Origin of the sequence: Escherichia sp. XD33, from assembly GCF_019375075.1 — a bacterium.
Classification (GTDB): Bacteria; Pseudomonadota; Gammaproteobacteria; order Enterobacterales; family Enterobacteriaceae; genus Enterobacter; species Enterobacter flexneri_A.
The window spans coordinates 47,104-60,168 of sequence record NZ_JAENDM010000007.1; the positions used below are offsets into that span (position 1 = coordinate 47,104).

11 protein-coding genes are annotated in these 13,065 nt (G+C 53.8%); all 11 read left to right on the plus strand.

Annotated features, from left to right (window positions below; all coding sequences use genetic code 11):
* Window positions 1-5: 5 nt before the first annotated feature.
* The 11 genes from amiB to rnr all read left to right on the plus strand — a co-directional run bounded on the left by amiB (window position 6) and on the right by rnr (window position 13,036).
* Window positions 6-1,343 carry an N-acetylmuramoyl-L-alanine amidase AmiB gene (gene amiB, locus K0778_RS06460; protein ID WP_000990333.1) on the plus strand — a complete coding sequence of 446 codons (1,338 nt, stop codon included), beginning with the start codon at window positions 6-8 and terminating at the stop codon, window positions 1,341-1,343.
* 9 nt (window positions 1,344-1,352) lie between these two features.
* A complete protein-coding gene (mutL, locus tag K0778_RS06465) occupies window positions 1,353-3,200 on the plus strand; it encodes a DNA mismatch repair endonuclease MutL (RefSeq protein WP_001122505.1) in 1,848 nt (615 codons plus the stop codon).
* On the plus strand, window positions 3,193-4,143 hold the full coding sequence (gene miaA, locus K0778_RS06470; RefSeq protein ID WP_001280345.1) for a tRNA (adenosine(37)-N6)-dimethylallyltransferase MiaA: 951 nt from the start codon (window positions 3,193-3,195) through the stop codon (window positions 4,141-4,143). The genes mutL and miaA overlap by 8 nt, the downstream gene beginning before the upstream one ends.
* Before the next feature lie 85 nt (window positions 4,144-4,228).
* Window positions 4,229-4,537 carry an RNA chaperone Hfq gene (gene hfq, locus K0778_RS06475; RefSeq protein ID WP_001051883.1) on the plus strand — a complete coding sequence of 103 codons (309 nt, stop codon included), beginning with the start codon at window positions 4,229-4,231 and terminating at the stop codon, window positions 4,535-4,537.
* Window positions 4,538-4,612: 75 nt separating this feature from the next.
* Window positions 4,613-5,893, plus strand: a complete 1,281-nt coding sequence (gene hflX / locus K0778_RS06480) for a ribosome rescue GTPase HflX (RefSeq protein WP_000460360.1) — start codon at window positions 4,613-4,615, stop codon at window positions 5,891-5,893.
* A gap of 85 nt (window positions 5,894-5,978) precedes the next feature.
* Window positions 5,979-7,238: an FtsH protease activity modulator HflK gene (gene hflK / locus K0778_RS06485; RefSeq protein ID WP_000312488.1), complete on the plus strand. Its 1,260-nt coding sequence runs from the start codon at window positions 5,979-5,981 to the stop codon at window positions 7,236-7,238.
* A gap of 2 nt (window positions 7,239-7,240) precedes the next feature.
* Entirely contained in the window at window positions 7,241-8,245 is a 1,005-nt protein-coding gene (gene hflC / locus K0778_RS06490) for a protease modulator HflC (protein WP_001232412.1), read from the plus strand.
* 81 nt (window positions 8,246-8,326) lie between these two features.
* Window positions 8,327-8,524 carry a DUF2065 domain-containing protein gene (locus K0778_RS06495; RefSeq protein WP_001089295.1) on the plus strand — a complete coding sequence of 66 codons (198 nt, stop codon included), beginning with the start codon at window positions 8,327-8,329 and terminating at the stop codon, window positions 8,522-8,524.
* Window positions 8,525-8,627: 103 nt separating this feature from the next.
* Window positions 8,628-9,926: an adenylosuccinate synthase gene (gene purA / locus K0778_RS06500; RefSeq protein WP_000527955.1), complete on the plus strand. Its 1,299-nt coding sequence runs from the start codon at window positions 8,628-8,630 to the stop codon at window positions 9,924-9,926.
* Between the two features lie 204 nt (window positions 9,927-10,130).
* On the plus strand, window positions 10,131-10,556 hold the full coding sequence (gene nsrR, locus K0778_RS06505; RefSeq protein WP_001177639.1) for a nitric oxide-sensing transcriptional repressor NsrR: 426 nt from the start codon (window positions 10,131-10,133) through the stop codon (window positions 10,554-10,556).
* Window positions 10,557-10,594: 38 nt separating this feature from the next.
* Window positions 10,595-13,036, plus strand: coding sequence for a ribonuclease R (gene rnr / locus K0778_RS06510; protein ID WP_000076332.1), 2,442 nt, complete (start codon window positions 10,595-10,597; stop codon window positions 13,034-13,036).
* Window positions 13,037-13,065: the final 29 nt, after the last annotated feature.

Below are 13,065 nucleotides of genomic sequence, written 5' to 3' on the forward strand. Positions count from 1 at the left end.
GCGGGATGATGTATCGCATCAGAAATTGGTTGGTAGCGACGCTGCTGCTGCTGTGCACGCCGGTGGGTGCCGCGACGCTCTCTGATATTCAGGTTTCTAACGGTAATCAACAGGCGCGGATAACGTTGAGTTTTATTGGCGATCCTGATTATGCGTTTAGCCATCAAAGCAAACGCACCGTGGCGCTCGATATCAAACAAACGGGCGTGATTCAGGGACTGCCGTTGTTGTTCAGCGGCAATAATCTGGTGAAGGCGATTCGCTCTGGAACGCCTAAAGATGCACAAACGCTACGGCTGGTGGTCGATCTTACCGAAAACGGTAAAACCGAAGCGGTGAAGCGGCAGAATGGCAGCAATTACACTGTCGTCTTTACGATTAACGCCGATGTGCCGCCACCGCCTCCTCCGCCGCCCGTGGTTGCGAAACGCGTTGAAACGCCTGCGGTTGTCGCACCGCGCGTCAGCGAACCGGCGCGCAATCCGTTTAAAACGGAAAGTAACCGCACTACGGGTGTTATCAGCAGTAATACGGTAACGCGTCCGGCAGCGCGCGCGACGGCTAACACTGGCGATAAAATTATCATCGCTATTGATGCCGGACACGGCGGTCAGGACCCTGGCGCTATCGGCCCCGGTGGTACGCGGGAGAAAAATGTCACCATCGCCATCGCGCGTAAATTGCGTACTTTGCTCAATGACGATCCGATGTTTAAAGGCGTTTTAACCCGTGACGGGGATTACTTTATCTCGGTGATGGGGCGCAGTGATGTGGCACGTAAGCAAAACGCCAATTTCCTCGTGTCGATTCACGCTGATGCCGCACCGAACCGCAGTGCGACTGGCGCTTCCGTATGGGTGCTCTCTAACCGTCGCGCCAACAGTGAAATGGCCAGCTGGCTGGAGCAGCACGAGAAACAGTCGGAGCTGCTGGGTGGGGCGGGTGATGTGCTGGCGAACAGTCAGTCTGACCCCTATTTAAGCCAGGCGGTGCTGGATTTACAGTTCGGTCATTCCCAGCGGGTAGGGTATGATGTAGCGACCAGTATGATCAGTCAGTTGCAACGCATTGGCGAAATACATAAACGTCGACCAGAACACGCCAGCCTTGGCGTTCTGCGCTCGCCGGATATCCCATCAGTACTGGTCGAAACCGGTTTTATCAGCAACAACAGCGAAGAACGTTTGCTGGCGAGCGACGATTACCAACAACAGCTGGCAGAAGCCATTTACAAAGGCCTGCGCAATTACTTCCTTGCGCATCCGATGCAATCTGCGCCGCAGGGTGCAACGGCACAAACTGCCAGTACGGTGACGACGCCAGATCGCACGCTGCCAAACTAAGGACGATTGATGCCAATTCAGGTCTTACCGCCACAACTGGCGAACCAGATTGCCGCAGGTGAGGTGGTCGAGCGACCTGCGTCGGTAGTCAAAGAACTAGTGGAAAACAGCCTCGATGCAGGTGCGACGCGTATCGATATTGATATCGAACGCGGTGGGGCGAAACTTATCCGCATTCGTGATAACGGCTGCGGTATCAAAAAAGATGAGCTGGCGCTGGCGCTGGCTCGTCATGCCACCAGTAAAATCGCCTCTCTGGACGATCTCGAAGCCATTATCAGCCTGGGCTTTCGCGGTGAGGCGCTGGCGAGTATCAGTTCGGTTTCCCGCCTGACGCTCACTTCACGCACCGCAGAACAGCAGGAAGCCTGGCAGGCCTATGCCGAAGGGCGCGATATGAACGTGACGGTAAAACCGGCGGCGCATCCTGTGGGGACGACGCTGGAGGTGCTGGATCTGTTCTACAACACCCCGGCGCGGCGCAAATTCCTGCGCACCGAGAAAACCGAATTTAACCACATTGATGAGATCATCCGCCGCATTGCGCTGGCGCGTTTCGACGTCACGATCAACCTGTCGCATAACGGTAAAATTGTGCGTCAGTACCGCGCAGTGCCGGAAGGCGGGCAAAAAGAACGGCGCTTAGGCGCGATTTGCGGCACCGCTTTTCTTGAACAAGCGCTGGCGATTGAATGGCAACACGGCGATCTCACGCTACGCGGCTGGGTGGCCGATCCAAATCACACCACGCCCGCACTGGCAGAAATTCAGTATTGCTACGTGAACGGTCGCATGATGCGCGATCGCCTGATCAATCACGCGATCCGCCAGGCCTGCGAAGACAAACTGGGGGCCGATCAGCAACCGGCATTTGTGTTGTATCTGGAGATCGACCCACATCAGGTGGACGTCAACGTGCACCCCGCCAAACACGAAGTGCGTTTCCATCAGTCGCGTCTGGTGCATGATTTTATCTATCAGGGCGTGCTGAGCGTGCTACAACAGCAACTGGAAACGCCGCTACCGCTGGACGATGAACCCCAACCTGCACCGCGTTCCATTCCGGAAAACCGCGTGGCGGCGGGGCGCAATCACTTTGCAGAACCGGCAGCTCGTGAGCCGGTAGCTCCGCGCTACACTCCTGCGCCAGCATCAGGCAGTCGTCCGGCTGCCCCCTGGCCGAATGCGCAGCCAGGCTACCAGAAACAGCAAGGTGAAGTGTATCGCCAGCTTTTGCAAACGCCCGCGCCGATGCAAAAATTAAAAGCGCCGGAACCGCAGGAACCTGCACTTGCGGCGAACAGTCAGAGTTTTGGTCGGGTACTGACTATCGTCCATTCCGACTGTGCGTTGCTGGAGCGCGACGGCAACATTTCACTTTTATCCTTGCCAGTGGCAGAACGTTGGCTGCGTCAGGCACAATTGACGCCGGGTGAAGCGCCCGTTTGCGCCCAGCCGCTGCTGATTCCGTTGCGGCTAAAAGTTTCTGCCGAAGAAAAATCGGCATTAGAAAAAGCGCAGTCTGCCCTGGCGGAATTGGGTATTGATTTCCAGTCAGATGCACAGCATGTGACCATCAGGGCAGTGCCTTTACCCTTACGCCAACAAAATTTACAAATCTTGATTCCTGAACTGATAGGCTACCTGGCGAAGCAGTCCGTATTCGAACCTGGCAATATTGCGCAGTGGATTGCACGAAATCTGATGAGCGAACATGCGCAGTGGTCAATGGCACAGGCCATAACCCTGCTGGCGGACGTGGAACGGTTATGTCCGCAACTTGTGAAAACGCCGCCGGGTGGTCTGTTACAATCTGTTGATTTACATCCGGCGATAAAAGCCCTGAAAGATGAGTGATATCAGTAAGGCGAGCCTGCCTAAGGCGATTTTTTTGATGGGGCCGACGGCCTCCGGTAAAACGGCGTTAGCCATTGAGCTGCGTAAAATTTTACCAGTAGAGTTGATAAGCGTTGATTCTGCCCTTATTTACAAAGGGATGGATATCGGGACGGCGAAGCCGAACGCTGAAGAGTTACTCGCCGCGCCGCACCGATTGCTGGATATTCGCGATCCGTCGCAGGCTTACTCGGCTGCTGATTTTCGCCGCGATGCGCTGGCGGAAATGGCCGATATCACCGCGGCGGGGCGGATCCCACTGTTAGTGGGCGGTACGATGTTGTATTTCAAGGCATTGCTGGAAGGGTTGTCGCCGCTACCGTCGGCAGACCCGGAAGTACGGGCCAGAATTGAGCAACAGGCGGCAGAGCAAGGTTGGGAGTCATTGCATCGTCAACTTCAGGAGGTAGATCCGGTTGCGGCAGCAAGGATTCATCCAAATGATCCACAAAGGCTTTCCCGGGCACTGGAAGTTTTTTTCATTTCGGGTAAAACTTTAACGGAACTGACGCAAACGTCAGGAGACGCTCTACCGTATCAGGTGCATCAGTTCGCCATCGCCCCGGCGAGCCGTGAACTGCTCCATCAACGCATTGAGCAGCGTTTTCATCAGATGTTGGCTTCAGGTTTTGAAGCAGAAGTCCGGGCGCTTTTTGCCCGAGGAGATTTGCATACGGACTTGCCTTCCATTCGTTGCGTGGGTTATCGCCAGATGTGGTCTTACCTTGAAGGCGAAATCTCATACGATGAAATGGTTTATCGAGGTGTTTGCGCCACGAGACAGTTGGCGAAGCGGCAGATAACCTGGCTGCGTGGTTGGGAAGGGGTTCACTGGCTTGACAGTGAAAAACCAGAACAGGCGCGTGACGAAGTATTACAGGTTGTTGGTGCTATCGCAGGCTGAATGTGTACAATTGAGACGTATCGTGCGCAATTTTTTCAGAATCGAAAGGTTCAAAGTACAAATAAGCATATAAGGAAAAGAGAGAATGGCTAAGGGGCAATCTTTACAAGATCCGTTCCTGAACGCACTGCGTCGGGAACGTGTTCCAGTTTCTATTTATTTGGTGAATGGTATTAAGCTGCAAGGGCAAATCGAGTCTTTTGATCAGTTCGTGATCCTGTTGAAAAACACGGTCAGCCAGATGGTTTACAAGCACGCGATTTCTACTGTTGTCCCGTCTCGCCCGGTTTCTCATCACAGTAACAACGCCGGTGGCGGTACCAGCAGTAACTACCATCATGGTAGCAGCGCGCAGAATACTTCCGCGCAACAGGACAGCGAAGAAACCGAATAAGGTTTCGGGCTGTTTTTTTACACGGGGAGCCAGCGATCCTGCGTTCCCCGCTGATCTATTTAGAGGGTTATACGCTTGTTTGACCGTTATGATGCTGGTGAGCAGGCGGTACTGGTACACATCTATTTTACGCAAGACAAAGATATGGAAGACCTCCAGGAGTTTGAATCTCTGGTCTCTTCCGCCGGTGTCGAAGCATTGCAGGTGATTACCGGTAGCCGTAAAGCGCCGCACCCAAAGTATTTTGTAGGTGAAGGTAAAGCAGTTGAAATTGCGGAAGCTGTCAAAGCGACGGGTGCTTCGGTCGTTCTTTTTGACCATGCCCTGAGCCCGGCGCAAGAGCGTAACCTGGAGCGTTTGTGCGAGTGTCGTGTTATCGACCGCACCGGCCTTATTTTAGATATTTTCGCCCAACGTGCGCGTACCCATGAGGGTAAGTTGCAGGTTGAGCTGGCGCAGCTGCGCCATCTGGCTACGCGCCTGGTGCGTGGCTGGACCCACCTTGAAAGACAGAAAGGCGGGATAGGTTTGCGTGGTCCGGGTGAAACCCAGCTCGAAACCGACCGTCGTTTGTTGCGTAATCGCATCGTGCAGATACAGTCGCGCCTGGAAAGAGTTGAAAAGCAGCGTGAGCAGGGGCGGCAATCGCGTATCAAAGCCGACGTTCCTACTGTTTCGCTGGTGGGATATACCAACGCCGGTAAATCTACCCTTTTCAATCGCATCACCGAAGCGCGGGTCTACGCGGCAGACCAGTTGTTTGCCACCCTCGACCCGACGTTGCGGCGTATTGACGTTGCAGATGTCGGTGAAACCGTACTTGCAGATACCGTAGGGTTTATTCGCCACCTGCCGCACGATCTGGTGGCGGCATTTAAAGCCACGTTACAAGAGACGCGGCAAGCCACATTACTGCTGCACGTCATTGATGCGGCGGATGTGCGTGTACAAGAAAACATCGAAGCGGTGAATACGGTTCTTGAAGAGATCGACGCTCACGAGATCCCAACCCTGCTGGTGATGAACAAGATCGATATGCTGGAAGATTTCGAACCGCGTATTGATCGGGACGAAGAGAACAAACCGATCCGTGTCTGGCTTTCCGCACAGACCGGAGCGGGGATACCACAGCTTTTTCAGGCTTTGACGGAGCGGCTTTCCGGCGAGGTGGCGCAGCATACATTGCGTCTGCCACCGCAGGAAGGGCGTCTGAGAAGTCGTTTTTATCAGCTTCAGGCAATAGAAAAAGAGTGGATGGAGGAGGACGGCAGCGTAAGTCTGCAAGTTCGTATGCCGATCGTTGACTGGCGTCGCCTCTGTAAACAAGAACCGGCGTTGATCGATTACCTGATCTAACGGCGTAGCGTCTGAAGCGTGGAGTCATATCCTCTGGCGTCGAAAGACAACAGGGATCACCGCATAACAAATATGGAGCACAAACATGGCGTGGAATCAGCCCGGTAATAACGGACAAGACCGCGACCCGTGGGGAAGCAGCAAACCTGGCGGCAACTCTGAGGGAAATGGAAACAAAGGCGGTCGCGATCAAGGGCCACCTGATTTAGATGATATCTTCCGCAAACTGAGCAAAAAGCTCGGTGGTCTGGGCGGCGGTAAAGGCACCGGATCTGGCGGTGGCAGTTCATCGCAAGGCCCGCGCCCGCAGCTTGGCGGTCGTGTCGTTACCATCGCAGCGGCAGCGATTGTCATTATCTGGGCGGCCAGTGGTTTCTATACCATTAAAGAAGCCGAACGCGGCGTGGTAACACGCTTTGGTAAATTCAGCCATCTGGTTGAGCCGGGTCTGAACTGGAAACCGACGTTTATCGACGAAGTCAAACCGGTGAACGTGGAAGCCGTGCGTGAACTGGCCGCTTCTGGTGTGATGCTGACGTCGGACGAGAACGTAGTGCGCGTTGAGATGAACGTGCAGTACCGCGTCACCAATCCGGAAAAATATCTGTATAGCGTGACCAGCCCGGATGACAGCCTGCGTCAGGCTACCGACAGCGCCCTGCGTGGAGTTATCGGTAAATACACCATGGACCGCATTCTGACGGAAGGTCGTACCGTGATTCGTAGCGATACTCAGCGCGAACTGGAAGAGACGATTCGTCCGTATGACATGGGTATCACGCTGCTGGACGTCAACTTCCAGGCTGCTCGTCCGCCGGAAGAAGTAAAAGCGGCGTTTGACGATGCGATTGCCGCGCGTGAAAACGAACAGCAATACATTCGTGAAGCAGAAGCGTATACCAACGAAGTTCAGCCGCGTGCGAACGGTCAGGCGCAACGTATCCTCGAAGAGGCGCGTGCGTACAAGGCCCAGACCATCCTGGAAGCTCAGGGTGAAGTGGCGCGCTTTGCTAAACTTCTGCCGGAATATAAAGCCGCGCCGGAAATTACTCGCGAGCGTCTGTATATCGAGACGATGGAAAAAGTGTTGGGTAACACCCGCAAAGTGCTGGTTAACGATAAAGGTGGCAACCTGATGGTTCTGCCGTTAGACCAGATGCTGAAAGGTGGTAACGCCCCTGCGGCGAAGAGCGATAACGGTGCCAGCAATCTGCTGCGTCTGCCGCCAGCCTCTTCCTCCACAACCAGTGGAGCAAGCAACACGTCGTCCACCAGTCAGGGCGATATTATGGACCAACGCCGCGCCAACGCGCAGCGTAACGACTACCAGCGTCAGGGGGAATAACGATGCGTAAGTCAGTTATCGCGATTATCATCATCGTGCTGGTAGTGCTTTACATGTCTGTCTTTGTCGTCAAAGAAGGTGAGCGCGGTATTACGCTGCGTTTTGGTAAGGTACTGCGTGACGATGACAACAAACCTCTGGTTTATGAGCCGGGTCTGCATTTCAAGATACCGTTCATTGAAACGGTGAAAATGCTCGACGCACGTATTCAGACCATGGACAACCAGGCCGACCGCTTTGTGACCAAAGAGAAGAAAGACCTGATCGTCGACTCTTACATCAAATGGCGCATCAGCGATTTCAGCCGTTACTACCTGGCAACGGGTGGTGGCGACATTTCGCAAGCGGAAGTGCTGTTGAAACGTAAGTTCTCTGACCGTCTGCGTTCTGAAATTGGTCGCCTGGACGTGAAAGATATCGTCACCGATTCCCGTGGTCGTCTGACCCTCGAAGTACGTGACGCGCTGAACTCCGGTTCTGCGGGTACAGAAGATGAAGTTACTACTCCGGCGGCAGATAACGCCATTGCCGAAGCGGCAGAGCGCGTAACGGCTGAGACGAAGGGCAAAGTTCCGGTCATCAACCCGAACAGTATGGCGGCGCTGGGTATTGAAGTTGTCGATGTGCGAATTAAGCAGATCAACCTGCCTACCGAAGTGTCTGAAGCGATCTACAACCGTATGCGCGCCGAGCGTGAAGCGGTAGCGCGTCGTCACCGTTCACAAGGTCAGGAAGAAGCGGAAAAACTGCGCGCGACTGCCGACTATGAAGTGACCAGAACGCTGGCAGAAGCTGAGCGTCAGGGCCGCATCATGCGTGGTGAAGGCGATGCCGAAGCAGCCAAACTGTTTGCTGATGCATTCAGTAAAGATCCGGACTTCTACGCATTCATCCGTAGCCTGCGTGCTTATGAGAACAGCTTCTCTGGCAATCAGGACGTGATGGTCATGAGCCCGGATAGCGATTTCTTCCGCTACATGAAGACGCCGACTTCCGCAACGCGTTAATATAACGACTGCGGCACAGGTCAATAAAGCCACCGCATCCTCAGGGATGTCGGTGGTTTTCTTTTTCTATAAGGATAATGAATGAATTCGACAATCTGGCTGGCGCTTGCCCTGGTTTTGGTACTGGAAGGTTTAGGGCCGATGCTTTACCCGAAGGCATGGAAGAAGATGATCTCTGCGATGACCAATTTGCCCGATAATATTTTACGTCGTTTTGGCGGTGGACTTGTGGTTGCGGGCGTTGTGGTCTACTACATGTTGAGGAAAACGATTGGCTGAACAAAAAACAGACTGATCGAGGTCATTTTTGAGTGCAAAAAGTGCTGTAACTCTGAAAAAGCGATGGTAGAATCCATTTTTAAGCAAACGGTGATTTTGAAAAATGGGTAACAACGTCGTCGTACTGGGCACCCAATGGGGTGACGAAGGTAAAGGTAAGATCGTCGATCTTCTGACTGAACGGGCTAAATATGTTGTACGCTACCAGGGCGGTCACAACGCAGGCCATACTCTCGTAATCAACGGTGAAAAAACCGTTCTCCATCTTATTCCATCAGGTATTCTCCGCGAGAATGTAACCAGCATCATCGGTAACGGTGTTGTGCTGTCTCCGGCCGCGCTGATGAAAGAGATGAAAGAACTGGAAGACCGTGGCATCCCCGTTCGTGAGCGTCTGCTGCTGTCTGAAGCATGTCCGCTGATCCTTGATTATCACGTTGCGCTGGATAACGCGCGTGAGAAAGCGCGTGGCGCGAAAGCGATCGGCACCACCGGTCGTGGTATCGGGCCTGCTTATGAAGATAAAGTAGCACGTCGCGGTCTGCGTGTTGGCGACCTTTTCGACAAAGAAACCTTCGCTGAAAAACTGAAAGAAGTGATGGAATATCACAACTTCCAGTTGGTTAACTACTACAAAGCTGAAGCGGTTGATTACCAGAAAGTTCTGGATGATACGATGGCTGTTGCCGACATCCTGACTTCTATGGTGGTTGACGTTTCTGACCTGCTCGACCAGGCGCGTCAGCGTGGCGATTTCGTCATGTTTGAAGGTGCGCAGGGTACGCTGCTGGATATCGACCACGGTACTTATCCGTACGTAACTTCTTCCAACACCACTGCTGGTGGCGTGGCGACCGGTTCCGGCCTGGGCCCGCGTTATGTTGATTACGTTCTGGGTATCCTCAAAGCTTACTCCACTCGTGTAGGTGCAGGTCCGTTCCCGACCGAACTGTTTGATGAAACTGGCGAGTTCCTCTGCAAGCAGGGTAACGAATTCGGCGCAACTACGGGGCGTCGTCGTCGTACCGGCTGGCTGGACACCGTTGCCGTTCGTCGTGCGGTACAGCTGAACTCCCTGTCTGGCTTCTGCCTGACTAAACTGGACGTTCTGGATGGCCTGAAAGAGGTTAAACTCTGCGTGGCTTACCGTATGCCGGATGGTCGCGAAGTGACTACCACTCCGCTGGCAGCTGACGACTGGAAAGGTGTAGAGCCGATTTACGAAACCATGCCGGGCTGGTCTGAATCCACCTTCGGCGTGAAAGATCGTAGCGGCCTGCCGCAGGCGGCGCTGAACTATATCAAGCGTATTGAAGAGCTGACTGGTGTGCCGATCGATATCATCTCTACCGGTCCGGATCGTACTGAAACCATGATTCTGCGCGACCCGTTCGACGCGTAATTCTGGTACGCCTGGCAGATATTTTGCCTGCCGGGCGAACAGTGTGATACATTGCTGTGTCGGGTAAGCCATTACGCTATCCGACACAGTGTTAAATCCTCGCTTTTTTCCTTCCCCGAACTGAAATAAATTAGCGACACAGCTTGTGGCTGGTTTATCATCAATATAAATGTATTTTTTCCCGATTTCCCTTTTGAGGTTGATGTGCAGTTAACGAGTTTCACTGATTACGGATTACGTGCGCTGATCTACATGGCGTCATTGCCAGAAGGGCGGATGACCAGTATTTCTGAAGTGACTGACGTCTACGGCGTCTCCCGTAATCATATGGTCAAAATAATCAATCAACTTAGTCGTGCCGGCTACGTGACTGCTGTTCGTGGAAAAAATGGCGGCATTCGCCTGGGTAAACCGGCGAGTGCGATACGTATTGGTGATGTGGTGCGCGAGCTGGAGCCCTTATCGCTGGTGAATTGCAGCAGTGAGTTTTGCCACATTACACCTGCCTGTAGGTTGAAACAGGCACTTTCTAAGGCCGTGCAAAGTTTTCTTACGGAACTGGATAACTACACGCTTGCCGATTTGGTTGAAGAGAATCAACCGCTTTATAAATTATTGCTGGTGGAGTGACGAAAATCTTCATCAGAGATGACAACGGAGGAACCGAGATGTCACAAGATCCTTTCCAGGAACGCGAAGCTGAAAAATACGCGAATCCCATCCCTAGTCGGGAATTTATCCTCGAACATTTAACCAAACGTGAAAAACCGGCCAGCCGTGATGAGCTGGCGGTAGAACTGCACATTGAAGGCGAAGAGCAGCTTGAAGGCCTGCGTCGCCGCCTGCGCGCGATGGAGCGCGATGGTCAACTGGTCTTCACTCGTCGTCAGTGCTATGCGCTGCCGGAACGCCTCGACCTGGTGAAAGGTACCGTTATTGGCCACCGTGATGGCTACGGCTTTCTGCGGGTTGAAGGGCGTAAAGATGATTTGTATCTCTCCAGCGAGCAGATGAAAACCTGCATTCATGGCGATCAGGTGCTGGCTCAGCCGCTGGGTGCTGACCGTAAAGGTCGTCGTGAAGCGCGTATTGTCCGCGTACTGGTGCCAAAAACCAGCCAGATTGTTGGTCGCTACTTTACCGAAGCGGGCGTCGGCTTTGTGGTTCCTGACGACAGCCGTCTGAGCTTCGATATCTTAATCCCGCCCGATCAGATCATGGGCGCGCGGATGGGCTTTGTGGTCGTAGTCGAACTGACTCAGCGTCCGACTCGCCGCACCAAAGCGGTGGGTAAAATCGTCGAAGTGCTGGGCGACAATATGGGCACCGGCATGGCGGTTGATATCGCTCTGCGTACCCATGAAATTCCGTACATCTGGCCGCAGGCTGTTGAGCAACAGGTTGCCGGGCTGAAAGAAGAAGTGCCGGAAGAAGCAAAAGCGGGCCGTGTTGATCTGCGCGATTTACCGCTGGTCACCATTGATGGCGAAGACGCCCGTGACTTTGACGATGCAGTTTACTGCGAGAAAAAACGCGGCGGCGGCTGGCGTTTATGGGTCGCGATTGCCGACGTCAGCTACTATGTGCGTCCGTCAACGCCGCTGGACAGAGAAGCGCGTAACCGTGGCACGTCGGTGTACTTCCCTTCGCAGGTTATCCCGATGCTGCCGGAAGTGCTCTCTAACGGCCTGTGTTCGCTCAACCCGCAGGTAGACCGCCTGTGTATGGTGTGCGAGATGACGGTTTCGTCGAAAGGCCGCCTGACGGGCTACAAATTCTACGAAGCGGTGATGAGCTCTCACGCGCGTCTGACCTACACCAAAGTCTGGCATATTCTGCAGGGCGATCAGGATCTGCGCGAGCAGTACGCCCCGCTGGTTAAGCATCTCGAAGAGTTGCATAACCTCTATAAAGTGCTGGATAAAGCCCGTGAAGAACGCGGTGGGATCTCATTTGAGAGCGAAGAAGCGAAGTTCATTTTCAACGCTGAACGCCGTATTGAACGTATCGAACAGACCCAGCGTAACGACGCGCACAAATTAATTGAAGAGTGCATGATTCTGGCGAATATCTCGGCGGCGCGTTTCGTTGAGAAAGCGAAAGAACCGGCACTGTTCCGTATTCACGACAAGCCGAGCACCGAAGCGATTACCTCTTTCCGTTCAGTGCTGGCGGAGCTGGGGCTGGAACTGCCGGGCGGTAACAAGCCGGAACCGCGTGACTACGCGGAGCTGCTGGAGTCGGTTGCCGATCGTCCTGATGCAGAAATGCTGCAAACCATGCTGCTGCGCTCGATGAAACAGGCGATTTACGATCCAGAAAACCGTGGTCACTTTGGCCTGGCATTGCAGTCCTATGCGCACTTTACTTCGCCGATTCGTCGTTATCCAGACCTGACGCTGCACCGCGCCATTAAATATCTGCTGGCGAAAGAGCAGGGGCATCAGGGCAACACCACTGAAACCGGCGGCTACCATTATTCGATGGAAGAGATGCTGCAACTGGGTCAGCACTGTTCGATGGCGGAACGTCGTGCCGACGAAGCAACGCGCGATGTGGCTGACTGGCTGAAGTGTGACTTCATGCTCGACCAGGTAGGTAACGTCTTTAAAGGCGTAATTTCCAGCGTCACTGGCTTTGGCTTCTTCGTCCGTCTGGACGACTTGTTCATTGATGGTCTGGTCCATGTCTCTTCGCTGGACAATGACTACTATCGCTTTGACCAGGTAGGGCAACGCCTGATGGGGGAATCCAGCGGCCAGACTTATCGCCTGGGCGATCGCGTGGAAGTTCGCGTCGAAGCGGTTAATATGGACGAGCGCAAAATCGACTTTAGCCTGATCTCCAGCGAACGCGCACCGCGCAACGTCGGTAAAACGGCGCGCGAGAAAGCGAAAAAAGGCGATGCAGGTAAAAAAGGCGGCAAGCGTCGTCAGGTCGGTAAAAAGGTAAACTTTGAGCCAGACAGCGCCTTCCGCGGTGAGAAAAAAACGAAGCCGAAAGCGGCGAAGAAAGACGCGAGAAAAGCGAAAAAGCCATCGGCGAAAACGCAGAAAATAGCTGCAGCGACCAAAGCGAAGCGTGCGGCGAAGAAAAAAGTGGCAGAGTGATCAATACCCTCTTTAAAAGAAGAGGGTTA